Annotated in this window: 18 protein-coding genes and 1 pseudogene; 17 read left to right on the top strand and 2 right to left on the bottom strand. The window is 63.0% G+C overall.

What is annotated here, in order from left to right:
• The 14 genes and pseudogenes from B4383_RS23715 to B4383_RS23785 form a co-directional block, all read left to right on the top strand.
• Window positions 1-1,291 (top strand): 2Fe-2S iron-sulfur cluster-binding protein (locus B4383_RS23715; RefSeq protein ID WP_139361018.1); only part of this gene is annotated, 1,291 nt, incomplete at its 5' end.
• Between the two features lie 116 nt (window positions 1,292-1,407).
• Window positions 1,408-3,048 (top strand): long-chain fatty acid--CoA ligase, encoded by a 1,641-nt coding sequence (locus B4383_RS23720; RefSeq protein ID WP_078294054.1) that lies wholly within the window; start codon window positions 1,408-1,410, stop codon window positions 3,046-3,048.
• A 5-nt stretch (window positions 3,049-3,053) separates the two neighbouring features.
• Window positions 3,054-4,601: a succinic semialdehyde dehydrogenase gene (locus tag B4383_RS23725; RefSeq protein WP_078294056.1), complete on the top strand. Its 1,548-nt coding sequence runs from the start codon at window positions 3,054-3,056 to the stop codon at window positions 4,599-4,601.
• Between the two features lie 478 nt (window positions 4,602-5,079).
• A pseudogene (locus B4383_RS23730) lies at window positions 5,080-5,748 on the top strand (integrase core domain-containing protein); the annotation flags it as partial.
• 561 nt (window positions 5,749-6,309) lie between these two features.
• Complete coding sequence (locus B4383_RS23740; protein WP_078294116.1) at window positions 6,310-7,176, top strand: ABC transporter permease; 867 nt, start codon at window positions 6,310-6,312, stop codon at window positions 7,174-7,176.
• A gap of 9 nt (window positions 7,177-7,185) precedes the next feature.
• Window positions 7,186-8,046, top strand: a complete 861-nt coding sequence (locus tag B4383_RS23745) for an ABC transporter permease (protein ID WP_078294060.1) — start codon at window positions 7,186-7,188, stop codon at window positions 8,044-8,046.
• 1 nt (window position 8,047) lies between these two features.
• A complete protein-coding gene (locus tag B4383_RS23750) occupies window positions 8,048-9,556 on the top strand; it encodes an MCE family protein (protein ID WP_078294061.1) in 1,509 nt (502 codons plus the stop codon).
• Complete coding sequence (locus B4383_RS23755) at window positions 9,553-10,605, top strand: MCE family protein (RefSeq protein ID WP_078294063.1); 1,053 nt, start codon at window positions 9,553-9,555, stop codon at window positions 10,603-10,605. The genes B4383_RS23750 and B4383_RS23755 overlap by 4 nt, the downstream gene beginning before the upstream one ends.
• The gene (locus tag B4383_RS23760) at window positions 10,602-11,627 is read left to right on the top strand and encodes an MCE family protein (protein ID WP_078294066.1); all 1,026 of its coding nucleotides are present in this window, start codon (window positions 10,602-10,604) and stop codon (window positions 11,625-11,627) included. The genes B4383_RS23755 and B4383_RS23760 overlap by 4 nt, the downstream gene beginning before the upstream one ends.
• Window positions 11,624-12,763: an MCE family protein gene (locus B4383_RS23765; RefSeq protein WP_078294068.1), complete on the top strand. Its 1,140-nt coding sequence runs from the start codon at window positions 11,624-11,626 to the stop codon at window positions 12,761-12,763. The genes B4383_RS23760 and B4383_RS23765 overlap by 4 nt, the downstream gene beginning before the upstream one ends.
• Window positions 12,763-13,950, top strand: a complete 1,188-nt coding sequence (locus tag B4383_RS23770; RefSeq protein WP_078294070.1) for an MlaD family protein — start codon at window positions 12,763-12,765, stop codon at window positions 13,948-13,950. The genes B4383_RS23765 and B4383_RS23770 overlap by 1 nt, the downstream gene beginning before the upstream one ends.
• On the top strand, window positions 13,947-15,317 hold the full coding sequence (locus tag B4383_RS23775; RefSeq protein WP_078294072.1) for an MlaD family protein: 1,371 nt from the start codon (window positions 13,947-13,949) through the stop codon (window positions 15,315-15,317). Before B4383_RS23770 ends, B4383_RS23775 begins: the two co-directional genes overlap by 4 nt.
• Window positions 15,318-15,361: 44 nt before the next feature.
• Entirely contained in the window at window positions 15,362-16,069 is a 708-nt protein-coding gene (locus B4383_RS23780) for a hypothetical protein (RefSeq protein WP_078294074.1), read from the top strand.
• Window positions 16,070-16,080: 11 nt separating this feature from the next.
• Entirely contained in the window at window positions 16,081-16,560 is a 480-nt protein-coding gene (locus tag B4383_RS23785) for a DUF456 domain-containing protein (RefSeq protein WP_078294076.1), read from the top strand.
• A gap of 8 nt (window positions 16,561-16,568) precedes the next feature.
• Here the strand turns inward: B4383_RS23785 and B4383_RS23790 are convergent, their stop codons facing one another.
• Together B4383_RS23790 and B4383_RS23795 are read right to left on the bottom strand one after the other, a co-directional pair.
• A complete protein-coding gene (locus tag B4383_RS23790) occupies window positions 16,569-17,399 on the bottom strand; it encodes a tyrosine-protein phosphatase (protein ID WP_078294078.1) in 831 nt (276 codons plus the stop codon).
• Window positions 17,396-18,664, bottom strand: a complete 1,269-nt coding sequence (locus tag B4383_RS23795; RefSeq protein WP_078294080.1) for a nucleoside permease — start codon at window positions 18,662-18,664, stop codon at window positions 17,396-17,398. Before B4383_RS23795 ends, B4383_RS23790 begins: the two co-directional genes overlap by 4 nt.
• Before the next feature lie 103 nt (window positions 18,665-18,767).
• Between B4383_RS23795 and B4383_RS23800 the strand changes: the two genes are divergently transcribed.
• The 3 genes from B4383_RS23800 (at window position 18,768) to B4383_RS23810 (ending at window position 21,740) form a co-directional block, all read left to right on the top strand.
• Window positions 18,768-19,859, top strand: a complete 1,092-nt coding sequence (locus tag B4383_RS23800) for a phosphotransferase family protein (RefSeq protein WP_078294083.1) — start codon at window positions 18,768-18,770, stop codon at window positions 19,857-19,859.
• A 35-nt stretch (window positions 19,860-19,894) separates the two neighbouring features.
• On the top strand, window positions 19,895-20,653 hold the full coding sequence (locus B4383_RS23805) for a crotonase/enoyl-CoA hydratase family protein (protein ID WP_078294086.1): 759 nt from the start codon (window positions 19,895-19,897) through the stop codon (window positions 20,651-20,653).
• Between the two features lie 154 nt (window positions 20,654-20,807).
• Window positions 20,808-21,740, top strand: a complete 933-nt coding sequence (locus tag B4383_RS23810) for a class I SAM-dependent methyltransferase (protein ID WP_078294089.1) — start codon at window positions 20,808-20,810, stop codon at window positions 21,738-21,740.

Below are 21,740 nucleotides of genomic sequence, written 5' to 3' on the forward strand. Positions count from 1 at the left end.
GGATAAATACCGCGCCACACGAATTAGGGTGGGCGGGGAGAAACTGCTGACGCCTTTGTTCCTGTACCAGAACTATCACTTGGTCCACCACTTGCATCCCAGCGTGCCGTTCTACAGGTACATCCGGGCGTGGCGCCGCAATGAGCAGGCATACCTCGACCGCAACGCCGCCATCTCGACATGGTTCGGGCGGTCGATGACGGCGTCCGAATACACGACCTGGCGACGTCTCACGGACCGAATGGACGCCCGTTCAACCGGCGGCGAAAGTCAAAGACGTCAGTACCATTCGCTCCGCGTTGGCTCGATCGAACAGCTCACCGATGAGAGCGTCGAAGTAACGTTCGAAGTTCCCAATGACCTCGCCCAAGAATATCGCTACATGCAAGGGCAGCACGTCACGGTGCGGGCGATTGTCGACGGATGTGAGGTAGCACGCAGCTACTCGATTACGGCGGCGGTTTCAACCTGTTTACTGAAGATAGCCGTGAAGAAGATCCCGGGCGGATTGATGTCGACCTACATCAATGACGAATTGCAACCCGGCGACATCCTCGACGTGATGCCTCCGGCAGGAAATTTCCACACGCCCTTGGATTCGACACGTGCACGGAGTTACGTTGCGGTGGTCGCCGGCTCGGGGATCACCCCAGTTCTTTCGATCATCGCCACCACTCGCCTAGCCGAACCTGACAGTCGGTTCACGCTCATCTACGGCAACCGAACAACGCAGTCGGCGATGTTTCGCGAACAGCTAGATGAATGGGCCGACGAGCGACTCGCGGTGCACCACGTCCTATCCCGCGAGGCTGGCGCAGAGTTCAGAGGACGGATCACTCCAGCCGTCGTGGATCAATTCGCCCCCGATACTGCCGATGTAGACGCCTGGTTCTTGTGCGGTCCCTCGGCGATGGTCGACTCAGTAAAAACAGCGCTGACGGGCATATCGGTACCCGGAAGAATCTTGACCGAGGTGTTTCACGCCGACCGCACTCAGGTCGACATCGATGTCGACAGCACCGTCACGGTGTCCCTCGATGGCATAGAAACATCCTTCGAACTCTGTTCCTCGGGAGCCACTGTGCTCGACGCCGCCCTTCAGCAGGGAGTGGAGCCGCCTTACTCTTGCGCTGGTGGTGCGTGCGGCACGTGCCGGGCCAAGGTTCTTCTGGGGCGTGCGGTGATGGACCAGAACCACGTGCTGACCGAGGATGAAATCGAACACGGATACGTGCTGACCTGCCAGGCCCACCCGGTGAGCGAGGAGCTGAAGCTCGACTACAACCGGTAGTCGCCAACGTGTTCCGGCCCAAGTGCGAAGCAGTACCTCGATGAAGCGGGGCGCCGATCTTTCTGGTGAGCCACGTTCCAATTGACTTGCCCGCAAGTAGAACTCAGGAGAGTTGGATGGTTCTATCCACCATGCAGCACGGGGCCTTGGCCCTTTCGGCTCTCGTCGAATATAGCCGCAGGACGTTTCCCGAAGCCAGGGTTTCCACCTGGACCGGCGAGGGCTTCCGCGACATGTCCTTTGCCGAGGTCGGTGATACCGCCGCCAAGATCGCACATGCTCTTACTCGGTTGGGCATTGCACCGGGCGACCGTGTCGCGACCTTCATGTGGAACAACAACGAACACCAGGTGCTGTATGCGGGGGTCCCGGCGATGGGAGCGGTCCTGCACACGCTCAATTTGAGGCTGTCGGCCGAGCAAGCCGTCTTCATTATCCGGCATGCCGATGACAAGGTGATCTTTGTTGACGCCAGTGTTGCGCAGATTCTCGAGGAGTATCTGCCCAGCACCCCGGGAGTCCAACACGTTATCGTCGTCAACGGTCCGACCGACGCTCTATCCGCACCAGCGGGCATGGCGGTACATGCATTCGATGAGCTGATCGCTGGCGAACCGACCATCTTCGAGTGGCCTGGGCTGGATGAGAACAGCGCGGCCATAATGTGTTACACCTCGGGCACCACCGGCGATCCAAAAGGCGTCGTCTACTCCCACCGCAGCATCTACCTCCACGCCGTTTTCGGGACCTCCACCACCGGTCTGGGATTGGCGAACAACGATTCCCTGCTGGCGATCGTCCCAATGTTCCACGTCATGTCATGGGGCGTGCCGTTCGCGGCGATGATTTGTGGCGCGAGCCTCCTCATGCCGGACCGGTTCCTGCAACCGGAGCCGCTACTGGCGATGATGAATGCCGCGAAGCCGACAATGGCTGCCGCCGTGCCCACCATATGGCAAGGTGTCGCCGCCCTGCTGGAGACCAGGGCACAGGACATTTCGCATTTGCGAGAAGTGATCGTAGGGGGCGCCGCCGTTCCGGAGTCCATGATCAGGACGTTCGACGGCTACGGTGCTCCGATCACCCATGCGTGGGGCATGACCGAGACCTCTCCTCTTGGCTCGATTGCACGCCCGCCCTGCGACGCCGACGACGATGACGAGAAATTCGCCTATCGCGTCACACAAGGCCGCTTTCCGGCCCCCGTCGCCGCGCGGATCATCGGCGATAACGGCGAAGAACAGCCGTGGGATGGCACGGCCGTCGGCGAGCTCGAAGTATCAGGTCCGTGGATCACCGGCGCCTACTACCAGCCGGCCGGAAACGTCACGGAGACATCGAACTTCAACGACGGCTGGTTGCGGACAGGTGATGTTGCAAGCATCACGCCCAATGGATACATGACCGTCGTCGATCGCTCCAAAGACCTCATTAAGACTGGCGGCGAATGGATCTCCTCGGTTGAGTTGGAGAACGTCATCGCGTCCAATCCGGGGATTAAAGAAGCTGCCGTTATCGGGGTTCCCGACGAAAAGTGGGGTGAGCGCCCGTTTGTCCTCGCTGCGGTGCGCAGCGAGGAGGACGCCGACATCGAGGCACACCGCACGTTCCTCGAGGAACGGGTGCCGCGTTGGCAGATCCCCGAGAAGTGGGCGTTTGTTCTCGAAGTGCCCAAGACGTCGGTCGGAAAGTTCGACAAGCGGTGCATCCGCGAGAGGTACGCACAAGGCGAATACCCGGAAACACAGGAGGTTTGATTCATATGCCGAAGCCCTCGCCCGCGTACTTCAAGCGACTGGCAGCACTTGTCGCTATCGATGGAGTGCGTCCCACAAAGCCGATCCTCGAAGCGTTCAGCGGCGACGAGATGGCGAAGATCGCGGTGGGCACCGTCGAGGATCTTGAGCTTGCTGTCGAGCGTGCTCGCGTAGCCCAGGTCGAGTGGGCCAACCGTGGCGCCTCCGATCGGGCCAAGGTGCTCGGCAGATTCTCTGAACTGGTTCAAGATGCCGCCGAGCAGCTGATGGACATCGCGCAGGCCGAGACCGGGAAAGCGCGCGTTGCCGCGCAGGAAGAGATCATCGATGTCGCCCTGACCGCGCGTTACTATTCGCGTCAGGGTCCGCGGATGCTCGCCGAGTACCGGGTTCCGGGCTTTTTACCGGGTGCCACCAGTGTCCGTGTCCGATACCAGCCGAAGGGCGTGGTCGGCGTTATCAGCCCGTGGAATTATCCGCTGACGCTCGCTGTCTCAGACGCTGTCGCTGCACTCGTCGCCGGCAATGCTGTGGTGATCAAACCCGACAGCAACACCCCATACTGCTGTCTAGCGCTTGCAGAGCTTCTCTACGAGGCGGGTCTGCCTCGCGCGCTGTTCGCCGTCGTCCCGGGCGCAGGTTCGGTGGTGGGCCAGGCAATTGCCGCCAAGGCTGACTACCTGATGTTCACCGGCTCGTCGTCAACTGGGGCGATCCTCGCAGAACAGACGGGCCGTCGACTCGTTGGTTTTTCCGCGGAGCTCGGTGGCAAGAACCCGATGATTATCACCAATGGGGTCAACATCGACGACGCGGTGGCCGGTGCGGCTCGTGCTTGCTTTTCCAATTCCGGCCAGTTGTGCGTCTCCATCGAGCGGATCTACGTCGAGAGTGGCGTAGCCGAACACTTCATCAAGAGGTTCGCCGAGTACGTATCGGCCATGAAGCTCTCGTCGGGGTATGACTTCAATGCCGACATGGGATCACTGGCGTCTGCGCAGCAGGTCGAGGCCGTGCAGGCACATGTGGACGATGCGGTTGCCAAGGGCGCCACCGTTATCGCTGGTGGCCGCAAACGTCCGGATCTTGGTCCGTTCTTCTTCGAGCCGACTGTCCTGACGGATGTCAGCGAAAAGATGGAATGCTTCGGCAACGAGACCTTCGGTCCTCTCGTGTCGATCTATCCGGTTGACTCGATCGACGAGGCGATCAAACGCGCGAACGACACCGAGTACGGCCTCAACGCCAGCGTTTTTGCCGTGAGGAACGATCAGGCGCAGAGGATCGCCGAGCAGCTGCACGCGGGTACCGTCAATATCAACGAGGGTTACGCGGCAGCGTGGGGGTCGACGGCAGCCCCGATGGGCGGCATGGGTGTTTCCGGGATGGGACGCCGTCACGGTCTGGAGGGCCTCATCAAATACACCGAGCCGCAGACGATTGCCACCCAGCGTGTGATCGGCCTCGGCGGGATCAAGGGCATTCCACAGAGCGTCTACCTCAAGGTGACGCCGATCCTCGTACGTTCGCTCAAATACCTGCCGGGCCGCTAGTAGCACTCTGTCAGCTCGGTTGCCGATCACCATGCACCCCGACAGCTCAATCAGGCCGGCAATGTCGTGAGCGCGCGAACGGCCGCAAAGGGACCGCATCGGCGGATTAATCTCGATCCTTATGTGACCGCACTCGCGATCTAGCGGCCGAGAGTCACAAGCCAATGCGCCGAATGCGCTACAGGTTTGTGCCGACGGTTGTGTTCGGTCCCGCCGCTGTTGGAGTTCGTGAATCGCCCGTTAGTCCGCTGTGCATTCGCGACTACGCAAGATCTGTTCTTGTTCCCGGTTTTCCGAGCCCGCTGGCGGGAGGGCGGCAGTGCTGCACAGAGCGCATTGAGATCGCGTCCCACGCACATGACGGTGCGGTCGGGCCGGATCAGCGCTGCCGTTGCATTACCACGGTGTAACCAGTCGGCCAGTTCGCTCCCGGCGGTGGCGAAGTGAATGCGAGCGCCGCGACTGCCAACCATCGCTTGAAGTTCGGCGTCAGGGGACCCAGAAATCGTCAGCAACCCGAATTGCGTTCGAACTCAACAACGACGGCATCGCGGTCAGCTGGCGCACAATCACCCGGCATGTGGCCCAACTCGGGCTACACCGCCGACGGTCCATCCCGGACGGTGGAGGTTGACGCACCCACGGCCGCAACTGCGATCACGTCCGCATGGTCGCGCGACGTAAGACCAACGGCGAGCGCGGCGGCTACACATGCCTGCACTCCGCTGTCGATGGATACTCACGCCTCGCCTACATTGAGGCCCTTGCAGGCGAAAAGACAAGCACGGCAATCAGATTCATATACCGAGCCAGGGCATGGCTCGGTGCGCGCGGCATTACCAGAGTCGAGCGGATCATCACCGACAATGGAGCCTGCTGCCGTGCCGACTCATTCGCTCGGGCCATGCTCGGCGCCCGGCGCCAAAGGGCCGCGCCATACACTCCCCGTCATAGCGGAAAGGTGGAGCGCTACAACCGAATTCTCGCCGAGGAGTTCCTCTGCGCACGATCATGGACATCAGGCGGTCAGCGCGCAAACGCACTCGGCGTTTGGAACATCCACTACAACCACCACCGGCCCCATAGCGCGGCCGGTGGACGCCTGCCTGTGTCACAACTCGCGACACGCGTCACCAACGTTCTGTCTCCCATGCCTAGTACGCCACTGGGGCACCGTCGCAACTGCGCAGCGACCGAGCCTGCATGGAGGCTGAGGGTGTGTTCCACCCCTCACTAATAGGGGCAATATGGCCCACGCCATCCAGGTAGTTGACAAATCATTACGATCTGTCAGAATTACTGCAGTCGATTTAAATTTATCAGAATGGTGATAGAGGTGATGGACCTGTCGAGCTGGCCTCGCGCACGTGTTCGCGGACTGCCGGACCCCTGGATTCGACACGTGCGCGGAATTACGGTGCGGTGGTCGCCCGCTCGGGGATTACCCCAATTCGATCGCGACCTGCGATTTGTCAACCGTTTGGACACCACATAGAACAGGGTGGCGAAAATCTCACCGTGATCTACGACGATGTGTAGATCACGTCAGTCAGGTGTTATGTTACTGCTCAGTTCGGGCCCTGCCTTCTCTGTGACCAGCGAAGATGGTGGGCCCGAGAGGTTTTGGGACGAGAGGGCATCACGTGGGTCAGCCAGCACGCGGACGTGTTGCCTTGGGGTATTCGGCGTGTTGGATCATGAGCGCACGATGACCACATTTGAGGGGACGAGCGCGGCGCGGCCCGCCACACCGTCTCGCGACGCGGTTTCCGGCGCCGTTAAGGAATACGTACGCAAGCATCCCGTGCAGGCGGTGGAAACCGCAGGCAGCCAGATCGTCCTCGGCATACGGGCCATGCAGTACATGTTCACGGACCTCGTTCACCGCGCCTTCCCGTGGCGGGAGTTCATCCACCAGGGTGCGTTCATGGCCGGGAGCGCCGTCGTGCCGACGCTGTTGGTGGCCATCCCGATCGGCGTCACCCTGTCCATCCAGTTCGCCTTGCTGGCAGGCCAGGTCGGCGCGGCCTCCTTGGCTGGTGCCGCCAGTGGTGTCGCGATCGTGCGGCAGGGCGCCTCGCTGGTCGCTGCCGTGCTGATGGCCGCTGCGGTCGGTTCAGCTATCACCGCCGACCTGGGGTCACGGACCATGCGCGAAGAAATCGACGCCATGGAAGTGATGGGTGTGTCGGTGATCCGGCGGCTCGTCGTCCCGCGCGTCGCCGCCGCCGTCCTGGTCGGTGTTGGTCTCACGGGTACGACCTGTTTTGTCGGCTTCCTGGCGAGCTACCTGTTCAACGTCTACTTCCAACACGGTGCACCGGGAAGCTTCGTCGCGACCTTCGCCTCGTTCACTCGGGTCGATGATCTGATCCTGGCGCTGCTCAAGGCCATTCTCTACGGTCTTATCGTCGCTATCGTCGCCTGCGACAAGGGGCTGACGACCAAGGGCGGTCCGGCCGGTGTCGCCAACTCGGTGAACGCCGCCGTCGTCGAATCGATCTTGGTGCTCATGCTGATCAACGTGCTTGTTAGCCAGGTGTACGTCATGGTCTTCCCCAGGCACGGGATATAAGGGCCCGCCATGACTATCGCCACATATCGCCCCAAGGGCGTTCAGCCGATCATCGACGCCGGACATCGGATCGCCCAGTCGATTCGGCGGCTCGGACACATGCTGGCGTTTTTCGTGGAGGCCATGGCGTCCATCCCGACCTCCCTGCGCTATTACTCCAAGGAGTTCTTCCGGCTGCTGGCCGACGTCACCTGGGGTAACGGATCACTGGTCACCGGTGGTGGCACCGTGGGCGTCGCTGCCGTGCTGGGTGGCACGATCGGTGCCCTGATCGGTATCGAGGCCTACAACCTGCTGAACATCATCGGTTTGGGACCGGCCACCGGGTTCATCTCGTCCCTGGTGTCCACCCGCGAGTTGGCCCCGGTGATGGCGGCTCTCGCCTTTGCGATGCAGGCCGGCTGCCGATTCACCGCGCAGCTCGGAGCCCAGCGCATCAACGAGGAGATCGACGCACTGGACGCGCTGGCGATCCGCCCGATCCCGTACTTGGTGACCACCCGGCTGCTGGCATCCACCGTGGCCGTTGTTCCGCTGTACCTGTTGTGCCTGGTGGTCAGCTACATCACCTGCCGCCTGCTGGTCGGGATCTCCAGCGGCGGTTCCATCGGCGGCGCCTACGACCACTACTTCACAATGATGTTGAGCGGCACCGACGTCGTCTACTCGGTGATCAAGGCCGTCATCTTTGTGTGGATTGCGTCAACCATCCAGTGCTACTTCGGGTTCAACGCCTCGGGCGGGCCCGAGGGCGTGGGTGTGGCCGCGGGGCATGCCATGCGCGCGGCCATCACGGTCGTGATCATCGTGAATATGCTCCTCACCATGGCCTTATGGGGAGTCGATGCCGGCGCAAGGTTCGGGGGCTGACGTGAGTGGTGGTGCATTCTCGGCGAGTGGCCGTGGTTGGTCCGACCGTTCCTTGCTCGTTGCGGGCATTGCTGTGCTGGCCTCGCTGGCATTGGTGACCGGGGTGCTACTTGCCAAGTCGGAGGGCTACCTGGAAGACACGGTCAAGGTCAACGCTCAAATGACGAATGTCGGCGACGGCCTGCCCGAGCGCGCCGATGTGAAGTTCCGCGGCATGCTCGTCGGCGCCGTCACGTCGGTGACACCCGCCGCGGACGGCAAGCCGAACATCGTGCACATTGACCTGAAGCCGGAGCATGCCAGCGGGATCCCGGGCACGGTCACCGCACGCGTGGTGCCCAGCAACGTCTTCGCGGTCTCGTCGGTGCAGTTGGTCGACAACGGTGACAGCGCGCCGGTGCGCAATGGCGCCGTGATCACCGAGGACACCAAGCTGCCGACGGTGCTGTTCCAGACCACCACCAACAAGCTGCGCCAGGTTCTCGCCGCCACTGAACGGCAACGGGGTGACGCACCAATCGGTTTGCTCGGCGTATTCGGCGAGGCAACGCAGGGCCGCGGCGACAAGCTGCTGGCCTCTGGCGCTCGGCTGCAGTCCATCCTCACCGAGTTCAACGCCATCGTGACCGCCAGCCCCAACGATCCCTCGACGATCGCGGCGCTGGAGAAGGTGTCTGCGGCACTCAGCACCACCTCGCCGCGGCTGTTGGACAATCTGGAGAATGCCCTGGTGCCGCTGCGTACCTTGGCCCAAAAGCAATCCGATGTGCGCGGGCTGCTTTCGGCGGGTTTGCACACCACCGGAACCGCTGCCACGGCCATTGATAACCACATCGATCAGATGATCGGCATCGGTACTCACCTGACGCCGGTCGTCGGTGTCCTGGCACAGCACACAGACCAGTTCGTGCCGATCGCATCGCGCATCAAGGTGCTGTCGGACGCGATCTTCGAAAACGGATGGGATCCGGGCCGCCAGGTACTGGGCCTGAACCTGATCCTGTCGTTCAGCCCGGCCTGGACCTATGTCCGCGACGACTGCCCGCGTTACGGAGAGCTGGCCGGACCCAGCTGTACGACCGCCCCTGAGACGCGTCAGTGGATCGACATTCCCGAGGTGCTGCAGCCCGGTAGCTACAAGCCGCCGCCGGATATCGCTCCGCCGCCGGGAACCATCTTCCCGCCTACCGCGGCCGACATCATGCTGCACGGCTCAGGTCCCAACCCGCAGGAAGTCGACCGGGCTGCGAACCCGGTGCTGCCGCCCTTCGGTCCGCCGCCCAACCCGGCACCTGCCGGAGTCGCGCCGGCCGCGTTCGGCGGAAACGTCGGACCGGTGGGAAGCGCGACCGAGCGCGCACAGCTTGGCAAGGCACTCGGTGGGGACCCGAGCGCGTCACAGCAGCTGCTCCTGGGCCCGGTGGCGCGCGGGACAACCATCTCGGTCAGTCGTGAGGGGTCGGACACCGATTCCGGCCAATCCAATTCGGCCCAGGGAGGCGGACGATGAAGAACTTCCGGGCCGCGGTCGTCGGACTGTCACTGTTTGTCGTGTTCGCCATCGGCGTGACGACCCTGGTGTACGGCACCCTGCTCCGTGACACCACGGGCTCGACCAAGAGCTACAGCGCGATTTTCACCGATGTCACCGGTGTGCGAGTCGGCGACGACGTGCGCATCGCGGGTGTGCGCGTGGGCCGCGTCGACTCGATCGAGCTGGATGGCTCGCTCGCCAAGCTCAAGTTCCGGGTCAAGAGCAACCAGAATCTGTACGGCAACTCGATTGTCTCGGTGACCTACCAGAACATCATCGGCCAGCGGTACATCTCGCTGTCCCGAGGGCTGGATGGCAGCCCGGAGCGTTTGCCTGAAGGCAGCGTGATTCCGGTGGAGCGCACGGAGCCGTCCTTCGACGTCGGTGCGCTACTCAACGGGTTCGAGCCGTTGTTCACCCTGTTGGACCCGAAGCAGGTCGACAATCTGTCCAACGGGCTCATCGACGCCTTCGCCGGCGACAAGGGTGCACTGGCCCATGTCGTCGCACAGACCACCGAGATCACGAAATCCTTTGCCGGACGCGATCAGTCGCTGGGTGGGCTCATCGAGAACCTCAACACCGTGCTGGAGAACGTCGCCAAGCAGAACGACAACCTGGATCAACTCGTGATCCAGAGTCAGAACGTCGTCGGCGAACTGGACAACCGCCGCCAGAGCCTGGTCTCGTCCATCGGTTCGGCCACTCATGTGGTCAGCCGGATCCAGACCATCGGTGACAACGTGTACCCGCAGCTGCAGGAGCTTGTCTATCGCGAACCGGGTACCGCCGCGCATATTCTCGCCAATCAGGACCAGTTCGCATTCCTGGGCTCCAATTTGCCGCTGCTGTTGAAGGGGCTGGCCCGAACGATGCAGGACGGCGCCTACGGCAATTCGTATGCCTGCCAGCTGAACCTCAACGGATTCTTCCCGGGCCTCAATGATCTGGTGCCCGCGATCGTTCGGCACGCCACGCACGGTGGCATCGCCAAGTACACACCGAAATGCCGAGGGACCGAATGAGCCCCCGTGAACGCAGGTTAGAAGACCGCAGCAAGTTCTGGATCGGCATGATCGCCGTCGGCATTGTTACCGCGATCATCGCGTCGATGCTGCTGTACCGCCAGATCGGTTTCGGATATACCCGATACAAAGCCGAATTCGCGCAGGCGGCACAGCTCAAGAAGGGCGACTACGTCAGCGTCGCCGGAGTGGATGTCGGCGAAGTCAAAAGCGTTGTGCTCGATGGCACCAAGGTGCTCGTTGACATGCGGGTGCGCGACGAGGTGAAGTTGGGCGCCGAGACGCAGGCCGCGATCAAGACCACCACGCTGCTCGGCTCGCGCTACGTCGAGTTGCGGCCTCGCGGCGCGGGCGTGATCCCGAATAAGCGAATCGCGTTGTCGCACACCGAGGTGCCATATGACTTGCAGGCGCTGCTCGCGGATACCGCTGCCACCTATGAGCAGGTGGACACGACCAAGCTGGCTCAGTCCATCGACATCCTGGCCAAGCAGCTCGACGGGCTGCCCGAGGCGTTGCCCGAGGCCATGAAGAATCTGAAGGAGCTGTCGGGGATCGTCTCCACCCGGCGGACGCAGATCGGCGAGTTGCTTAAGAGTGCGTCCACCGTCACCGCTACGCTGCATCGGCAGCAGGCGAATCTCGGGCATCTGGTCTTTCAGGGACGGGACCTCTTGGGGGAATTCGTGTCCCGCAAGGCATCGTTCCAACGTCTGATGGCGTCGATTACCAAGGTGGTCGACCTGCTGAGCAAGGTTGTCGTCAAGGACCGGCCCGCCTTCGAGAAGCTGTTGCAACAGCTGCGGGATGTCACGGCACTGGCCAGCGATCACGATGACTACATACGAAACCTGTTGCAGATCCTGCCCGTGCCGCTGCGGAACCTGACCAACGCCACCGGCTCGGCGTACTCCATGAACATCAACCTGACGAACGGTCTGGTTGTGGACAACTGGATGTGCGCGATCAGCAGCCGTGCAGAGCAGTGGGGTCTACTCGAGTACTTCAAGGACTGCGCATGACCGTGAACCTGACACAGCAGGGGTCCACCGCGCGCCGCATCTTCATGGTTGGCGTGGTTTCGGTGCTGGTGGTGGTCGCCGCGATCGGTGGCTACCTGGGACTGCGCAAGGCCGGCGTAGTAGACGACAAGATCACCGTCACCGCCCAATTCGATGAGGGCTCCGGTCTTTTCGTGGGCAATGTGGTCGAGGTGCTTGGCCTGCCGGTAGGCGCCATCGAATCGGTGGAAGCCAAGGGCACGTATGTCCAGGTCAAGTTCAACGTCGACAGAGATGTGAAGGTCCCCGCGAATGTCATCGCCGCCGCCTTCACCAGCTCGGTCCTCACCGACCGGCATGTCGCATTGAGCCCGCCGTACACCGAGGGCCCCGTCTTGAAGGACGGCGATGTCATCCCGCTCGACCGCACCCGCACCCCCGTCGGATTTGACCGGGTGCTGGCGACCGTCGACAAGCTCGCTTCGGCGATGAAGGGTGACGGGAAGGGCGGCGGACCGGCCGCCGACTTGGTCAGCATCGGAGCCCAGGCCGCCGCGGGTAACGGCGAGCAGGTCAAGACCGCCCTCGACGAGCTGTCGAAGGCGTTGAAGATGACCACCGATGGCGCCGAGACCAAGGACCAGCTCACTACGATCATCAAGAGCGTGAGCTCGCTGGTGAATGCGATGGGCGAGAACGACAAGGCGATTCGTCAGTTCGGCTCGGCCGTGCACGGCACTGCCGATATTCTGGCTGCCGAGCGGCTCGGAACCGGCGACACCGGGCGCAAGGCCAACGAGGTCTTGAAGAACACCGCCGAACTCCTCGAAAAGAACCGCGACGTCATCAAGGGTCTAGTCGGAAACGGCAACGTCACCTTGCAGTCGTTGACCGACAACCAGCGCGAACTCAAGGAAACTCTGGATCTGCTGCCGCTGACGCTCGACAACGTGGACCGTGTCATCGACCCGGTGAACGGGTCGATCCGCCTACACCCGCTGTTGGACAAGCTGCTACTCGAGAGTCAATTCAGCAAGGAAATCTGCAACCTGATGGGCCTGCGGCAGCTCGGGTGCAGCACCGGGACGCTAGCCGACTACGGTCCTGATTTCGGGCTGACCTACATGCTCGACGGTATGGCCAGGATGGGGCAGTGATGAGCCGCTTGAAGGTTTCCAAGCTGAGAGTCGCCGCATTGGCTGCGGTCGGCGTCCTCGCCGTATCCGCCTGCACCCCACCGGGACTCGATAGCTTGCCACTTCCGGCCCCCAACATGGGCTCGCAGTCCTACAAGCTGACCGCACGATTCGCCAACGCGCTCAACCTTCCCGCGAAAGCCAAGGTTCGTCTCGGCGGAGCCGATGTCGGCGAGGTCGAGTCGATGGATGCCGTCGACTATGTAGCAGTGGTCCAGTTGCGCATCCGTCAAGGTGTGCGGTTGCCCGTCGGAACCACGGCACAGCTACGCACGGCCACCCCGCTCGGCGATGTGTTCGTCGCCGTCACTCCACCGGACAAGGGCACCGGTCAGTTCCTCAAGGACGGGGGCACGCTGGATCTGGACAACACCTCTTCGGCAGCCACGGTGGAAGGCGTGCTCGCCTCTGCGGCCGTGCTCGTCAACGGTGGCGTCATCCGCAACTTGACGCACGTGATAAACGGCCTGGGAAGGTCTTCCGGCGGTAATGGCAGTAATGGCATCGTGTTCGGCGACATCGTGAAGCAGTCAGATCAGTTGATGGGCACGCTCAACGGCCGGTCGTCGCAGATCCAGAACTCGTTGGACAAGACCTCCCAGCTGGCCTCGACGCTGTCGGCGCGGGAGAAGACGATCAACGATCTGCTGGAGGCAGGCGCGCCGGCGTTGAAGGCAATCGATCCCGGCCAGGTCGGCGATCTCGCGGATACTGCCGGGCACATCTCCGATCAGCTGGCGAAGTTCCCGTCGATCCAGGGCACCGACACCCGCAGTATGTTCGCCGACTTCAACTCGATCGCGCGGGGCTTCAACGACATCGCGGTGAGCCCCGACACCAGCCTGGTCGCACTGAACCGACTAATCCCAATGTTGGTGAAGGCGAATGCAGGCAGCGCGCTTGCCGTCGACGTCAACATGGCCAAGCTCGCGCTGGGCAACTGGCCCGACGCCGGGTACAAGGGCGACCCGACATTCCACGGCCCCAAGCAAGCCGACTGGGGTTACCTCGTCGGCAGTTTCAAGTACTCGCTGTACCGGTTGCAGGAGCGGGTTGTTGGTCAGGGACCGAACCCGCCTGCCCCGGCACCCGCGCCGGAAGCGCCACCCGCACCTGCCCCGGCACCAGAACCAGGACCGGGCCGATGACCGCGCCCGCGACTGGCCCCGCACAGTCCCATGGTTTGCTGGAATCGACTTCCCGAGGGCTGCTGGCGGCCTCAGATGTCTTCAAGCGCAGCTGGAAATGGCTGTCCGTAGTCGGCTTGGTGGGCATCCTCGTCATCTGCGCCGGGTATGTGATGTTCGGGACCTTGAAGGTCAATCCGATCGAGTCCAAGTACCGGGTGAAGGTGCAGCTGCACGAATCCGGTGGGCTGCTGCCGAATCAGGAAGTCATGCTGCGCGGGGTTCCCATCGGCCGGGTGCAGTCCGTCAATCTGGAGAAGGGCGGCGTGGTCGCGACCGCCGCGATCGACGGTGCCGTGAAGTTGCCGGCCAACAGCGAGGTGCGTGTCTCCGGACTGTCGCCTGCCGGTGAGCAGTACCTCGACTTCCGTCCGACGACGAACGACGGCCCATTCCTGGGGAACAACAGCGTTGTCGCGCTGGGCCGGGCCAGCACTCCGATGACCCTCGCGCAGGTGCTGGCGGATTCCGATGGGCTACTGGCTCAGCTTGATACCGACAAGCTGAGCACCATCCGTAAGGAGCTCGGTGTCAGCACGCAAGGCCCGGAAAAGCTCGCCGATATCTTCGACGGGGGTACGTTCCTCATCACCACACTCGATGGTGTGCTGCCGGAAACGGTGACTCTGTTGAAGTCGAGCAAGGTGACCTTCTCGACGCTCGTCGACCTCAACTCGGGGTTGGATGCGACCGGCCAGCAGCTGGGCAGCACCTTCGGCGGGTTGAAGAAGATGGACGGCGGCTTCCGGACGCTGCTCGGGCAGGCCCCGCAGACATTGCACGGTGTGGATAATCTCTTCACCGATAACTCCGACACCATGGTGCAGCTCTTAGGCAATCTCGCGACGGTCGCGCAGCTGAACTACGTGCGCGTCCCTGCGCTCAATGCGCTGTTCCCCGGACCGGAGGTGCGTGGGTCGACGCTGGAGAGTGCGGCGACCATCTTCCACGATGGCGCCATCTGGGCACTTGCGGACCTGCTGTACCCGCGGCCCACATGTGACTACGCGACGCCGCGCAAGCCCGTCTCGGATGCCAGCTTCTATGAACCGGCGCTGTACTCCACGTACTGCGCCAACCCCGACCCGGCGGTGCTGGTCCGTGGTGCGCGCAACGCACCGCGTCCGGCCGACGACGATACCGCGGGCCCGCCGCCCAATGCCGACCTGGCGAAGGTGGCCGATCCAACGCCACGGGGCAAGTGGAGCGTTCCGACGCCGTATGGTGGACCGCAGTGGCCTCTCCCGATTCCCGGAGATGCACCTTTACCCCCCGATGCGCCTGCGCCACCGCCCGGTTTCGGTAATACTCCACCCACCGGACGCTAGGCGCGCTCGGACAGGTACCAGCACGACGCGCAAGGAGCACAACCATGGCAGACGACGCTGCCGGCAAGAACGCCAAGAAGGCGGACACGGAGAAGGCCGAAGAATCTTCGACTCCGTCGACACAGGCCGAATCGACGCCGGACGAGGCAACCGACGCCGTCGCGGACGAGGTTGCCGATTTCGATGCGGAGGTAGCTGCGAAGGATTCCGAGGACTCCGATGACGAGGACATCAGCCTCGAACCGGACGAAGAGGAAAAGAGTCCGAAACGCATGCAGGGGCGACATTGGGCGTGGACCGCGGCCGCAGTCGTGGTGATCGCGATCGCCGCCGGGACTGCCGTCATCGGCCGCCTCTACGAAGAGCAGCGCGCGGAAGAGCGGTCATCCCGTGAGGCTCTCACCGCGGCACAGGAGTTCGCCGGGGTATTGACCAATGTGGACAGTGCCAAGCTCGACGAAAACTACAACAAGACCATGGACGGGTCCACGGGCAAGTTCAAGGACATGTACGACAAGTCCAGTGCGCAGCTACGGCAGATCCTGGTGGAGAACAAGGCCAGTTCACGCGGGGTCGTCGTCGACTCCGCGGTGAAGACTGCGACCCCGGACAAGGTCCAGGTTCTCCTGTTTATCGATCAGTCGGTGTCCAATGTCGCGGTGCCCGAGCCTCGTATGGACCGCAGCAGAGTGCAGATGACGATGGAGAAGATCGACGGGCGCTGGCTGGCCAGCGATGTTGAGCTGACCTAGAACCTCGTGCGATGACCATTGGTGGGCTGCTGCTCGTCGCCCTGGGGATCGCCATCGGGATGGTCGGGATCGTGGTGCCCATGGTGCCCGGAACGACCTTGGTGGTGCTCTCCATCGGCGTATGGGCGCTCGTCGAATCCACCACGAAGTCCTGGGTGGTCCTGGGCATCGTCGCGGCGCTCGCCGTCGCGACCATGGTGGTGAAGTACGTGTGGCCCGCTGCCCGCATGCGCGAGGCCGGGGTGCCCACACTGAGCCTGTTACTTGGCGGCGCCGCGGCGATTGTCGGGTTTTTCGTGATCCCGGTGGTGGGGTTGGTGATCGGCTTCGTGCTAGGCATCTACCTCGCGGAGTTCCTGCGACGCAATAGCCAGAAGCAGGCGTGGGGAGCGACCGTGACGGCTGTGAAGGCGGTGGCCACCTCGATCGGCATCGAGATGGTGGGTGCGATGGTGTCGGCAGGCATCTGGCTCGGCGCCGTACTGACCTGAATCGTCGACTAGGTCAGTGCTGTCCGCAACGCCGCGAGACCTTCGCCGTCGAACCCGGCAGCTGTCAGCATCGACTCGGGTGATCCGAAAAGCCTTGTGATTTCGCTGAATCCGGTGTCGAGGTACTCCTCGCGTACGCCGAGCACCTCATCGGAGAGCATCGCAGCCATGGTCTGCGCGAGCTCGGGTTCGGCGGCATCCATCTGTGCGGAGATGTGGGCCCGCATCGCCGCGATCGCGGCATTGCTGCGCAGGTAGTCCGCGGCGATATCGGCGTAGTCGACGCCGACCGAATGCAGTATCACCCCGATGAGGAGTCCGGTCCGGTCCTTGCCTGCCGCGCAGTGCACTAAAGCCGTTGCACCGCCGGCGAGTTGATCGGCTATCGCCTTGAGGGCGACGAGGGTGCCGGGGAGCTCGACGAATCGGCGATATTCGGCCAGCATGAATTCCACCTGCGATGCGGGGTCCGGGCCACGGCCCGAGGTCATGCTGGTGATCATCATCTGCCGGTAGGCGATTTCGTGAGGAGCGCGTTCCTCGCCGGCGGCCGGGGTGGCGAAGGGAACCTCGTGCACCCGGATTGCGCCGTCCACTCGATCGGAACCGGTGCGCGCAATCTCGGTGGGACTGCGTAGGTCATACAGGTCAGTGACGCCGAGGGCGCGTAGTGCCTGGGAGCCGGCCGCGGTCAGACCGCTGAGTTCGGAGGACCGGAACAGCACCCCGGGTCTGAGGGTGACCGGTGAGTCCGAACCGCCGACATCCCGGAAGTTCCAGATGCCCTCGATGGGGCTGTGTGCGTGGGAAGCGGTCGATTCGGCGTTGGAGATCGTCACACCCCCACGGTAGCGGGCGCCTTATCGAGGGCGCTTTCGCCCGGTTTGTGGCGGAACAGCAGGAAGAACGCGAAAGTGACCACCAACGTGTACCCGGCAAAGCTCAACCAGATGCCGTGCCAGTCCTTGCCCTGATCCGGATAGGTGAAGAAGTACTCGATGACGGCGCCGCTGATGAGACTACCGAGCATGGCGCCCACCCCATTGGTCATCAGCATGAACAGGCCCTGCGCGCTCGCCCGGATCGCGGGATCGCACTGGTCCTCAACGAACAGCTGGCCCGACACGTTGAAGAAGTCGAAGGCCATGCCGTAGACGATGCAGGACAGCACGATCATCCAGAGTCCGTCTCCGGGGTTGCCGTAGGCGAACAGGCCGAAGCGCAGTGTCCACGCCACCATGCTCATGAGCATGACCGCCTTGATTCCAAAGCGGCGCAGGAAGAATGGGATCGCCAGGATGAACAGCGTCTCGGAGATCTGCGAGATGGACATGATGATGGCGGGATGCTCGACGGCGAAGAGGTTCTTGTACGCGTCGATGCCCGCGAAGTCATGCAGGAACGTGTCACCGTAGGCATTGGTGAGTTGTAGGGCGCCGCCGAGCAGCATCGCGAAGATGAAGAAGATCGTCATTGTGCGATGACGGAAGAGGGTGAACGCGGTGAGCCCGAATCTGTCCGCGAATGTGGTGCTGTGCGTGCGATCCAGCTTCGGTGGACAGCTCGGCAGCGTGAACGCGTAGAGCCCCAGGAGTAGCGCCGCCGTCCCGGCGACGTAGAACTGGCCAGCCGACGTCTCCAGCTTCAGCAGGCTCACTGTGTGCAATGCGGCGATGAATCCGGCGGTGCCCCACACCCGGATCGGCGGGAAGCTTCCGACGGTGTCCTTGCCGGCATCTTTGAGCGCGTTGAAGGCGACCGTGATGGCCAGGGACAGCGACGGCATGTAACACAGCATGTTGAGCAGCAGAACCCAGAAGAAGACGGTGGGGCTGTTCACCTGAGGAAGGGTGAACAGTGCTGCGGCGCCTCCGAGATGCAATATCCCGTAAAGTTTTTCGGCGTTCACCCACTTGTCGGCGATCGCACCCATGATGGGCGGTGTGAGGATCGCGGCGATGCCCATGGTGGAGAAGGTGGCGCCGAAGTGTGCACCCGACCAGTGCTTGTCGTTGAACCAGTACGCCCCGAGCGTCAGCAGCCATGCTCCCCACACGAAGAACTGCAGGAAGTTCATGACGATGAGGCGGGCAGAGAGGTTCATTGGACACCAATACTGAGGGACATCGGCCCAGTTGGCAGCGTGAACGGTTAAGGAATGCCACGGCCCCTCGCTCGGGGTTTGTGCCGTCAGGTAAACATGACCCATGCACAAGGACGTGTCCTCTTCACCTGAAGGTCCCGCTGGCGACGCGACGCCCGATGCTGATGCCATCCCGTCGAGCCTGTTGGAGTACCTCAACCGCGAGCTGGGGGAGGAGGTCGCGGTCCGCAGGCTCTCCGCCGGACATTCGAATCTGACTTATGTGGTCACGGGAAGTTCTGGTACGCAGTGGATTATGCGGCGCCCCCCGTTTGGGCGGCTGCAGGCCGGCGCCCACGATGTGATGCGCGAATATCGGGTGCTCGATGCGCTCAGTGCGGCGCACGTGCGGGTTCCGCGCGTTACGGTGGCCAGCACCGATGCCGAGATCTTCGGCGCTCCGTTCTATCTGATGGAGCGTCAGGAAGGCGAGGTGATCAGGGACGTCTCGCCCGAATGGTTCGTCGGTTCAGCTCGACGGGAGCTGGTGCTCGACCTTGCGGTCGCACTGGCGGAGATTCACAACGCAGATCCCGCGCGGTTGGTGGAGGCGAAGTTGGGGCGTGAATCCGGTTACCTGGCACGACAATTGAAGACGTGGGGCGCGCAGTGGGAGTCCATCAAAGAGTTGCCCACCGGCCGTGATCTGGAAGATCACACGGCTATTACCGGATGGCTCACCCAGAACTATCCGGGAGATCGTCCCGCAGCCGTGGTGCACGGCGATTACAAGCTGGACAACGTGCTGGTCGATGCGGAAACGGCGCGGATCACCGCGGTACTGGACTGGGAAATGGCGACCGTTGGCGATCCGCTGGCGGACCTGGGTTACCTGCTGTACATGACCCCGGAGCCTGGGGGTGAGGTCGCCATGGCGGAGCTCACCGGCGCGGTGACCGCGCAGGAGGGTTGCCCCTCGCATGTCGAGATCGCCCAAGCCTACCGAGAGGCGCGAACCGGAGATCAAAGCTATTGGACGCCAGAGGATTTGATCTACTACCAGGTGTTGGGTGGGTGGAAGCTCGCCACGTTGCTGGAGGTGTCCTACCAGCGGCATCTCGCCGGAACCACCGATGATCCCTTCTTCGCGGAGCTGGACGAGGGTGTACCCAGGCTGCTTTCGGTGGCTCGCAGCCTGATACCGACTACTGGTTAGCATCAACAAACAAACTCACCGACGAGAGGATCGCCATGGCCGACGAAGTCCTGATCGAACAGCGTGACCGTGTCCTACTGATCACCATCAACCGTCCGGACGCGCGTAACGCGGTCAACAGGGCCGTCAGCCAGGGGCTCGCCGCCGCGGCGGACCAGCTGGACAGCTCCGATAACCTATCCGTTGCCATCATCACCGGTGCGGGTGGAAATTTTTGCGCGGGAATGGATCTCAAGGCGTTCGTGAGCGGCGAAGCGGTGCTGTCCGAGCGCGGCCTCGGTTTCACCAACGAGCCACCGCGCAAGCCAATCATCGCCGCGGTGGAGGGCTTCGCCCTGGCCGGTGGCACCGAGCTCGTGCTGTCCTGCGACCTGGTGGTGGCCGGTCGGAGCGCCAAGTTCGGTATCCCAGAGGTGAAGCGCGGCCTGGTGGCCGGTGCCGGTGGCCTGTTGCGTCTGCCGAACCGGATCCCGTATCAGGTGGCTATGGAGCTGGCGCTCACCGGCGACTCGTTCACCGCGGAAGACGCTGCCAAGTACGGGTTCATCAACCGGCTCGTCGACGACGGACAGGCATTGGATACCGCCCTGGAGCTGGCGGCCAAGATCACCGCGAACGGCCCGTTGGCCGTCGCTGCCACCAAGCGCATCATCATCGAATCGGCGAGCTGGGCGCCCGAGCAAGCCTTCGCCAAGCAGGGCGAGATCCTCATGCCGATCTTCGTGTCCGAGGACGCCAAGGAGGGCGCGAAGGCCTTCGCCGAGAAGCGCGCCCCCGTCTGGAAGGGCAAGTAGCGCGTCGGATCGGTCTCCAACAAAGGGGCCGGTGGCGCTCCCAGCCAATCGGCGTACTGTAGTTAGTTGTGCGAACTTGTCTTTGGTAAACCCCATTGACCTGCGTCTTTAAATGTACGCGCACTTGACATGCACGTTTGACGGGAGACCTGCCGTGGCCAGAACCGAAGGTGATACCTGGGACATCGTGACGAGCGTGGGCGCGACGGCGCTCATCGTCTCCGCCATGCGTGCCGTGGAGGCGCGTAAGGCGGAGCCGCTCGCGCGAGACGATTACGCGCAGCATTTCGTCGCTGCGACCAAGGTCGAGGCGCCGATCTTCTCGGAGCTGCTGGAGGACCCAGCCGTCGCTCAGGAGCCCGACGTGCAGCTGTTCTCGAGCTACCTCGGGGCCCGCACGAAATACTTCGATGACTTCTTTGTGGCGGCCGGGGATGCGGGCGCCCGGCAGGCCGTGATTCTCGCGGCGGGGCTCGATGTTCGTGGATACCGACTGCCCTGGGCGCCCGGCACCACGGTCTACGAGCTAGACCTCCCGAAGGTGCTCGAGTTCAAGAAGCGGGTTCTTGACGAGCATGGGGCGCGGGCGACGGCCACCGTCCATGGGCTGCACGTAGATCTTCGCGACGATTGGCCTGCGGCGCTCAGCGCGGCAGGATTCGATCCCACGCAGCCCACAGCGTGGCTGGCCGAGGGGCTGCTTCCCTTTTTGCCCGGTGCCGCCCAGGACCTGCTGTTCCAGCGCATTGTTGATCTGTCCGCGCCGGGAAGCCGGGTTGCCGTGGAGGACTTCGGCGCCCCCGGCACCCAGGCGGATCGGATGTCGAACGCGATGGAGAAGGAAGACGGTGCGCTGCAGCGGATCTTCAAGAGCATTGTGGAAGAGGATGCGCCCCCGTCGAGCCTGTGGTTCGGCGATGAGCGTGAGGATCCGGCGCAATGGCTGACCGGACGCGGCTGGACCGTCGAGGCGACGACCGCGGGTGAGCTGTTGAAGCGATACAACCGGGCTCCATTGGCCGGTGAGCATGAGCTCACCGATGCCATGGGACAGAGCCGGTACTTCTCCGCTGTGCTCGGCGCGTAG

The sequence above is a fragment of the Mycobacterium sp. D16R24 genome, from assembly GCF_002013385.1.
Lineage (GTDB): Bacteria > Actinomycetota > Actinomycetes > Mycobacteriales > Mycobacteriaceae > Mycobacterium.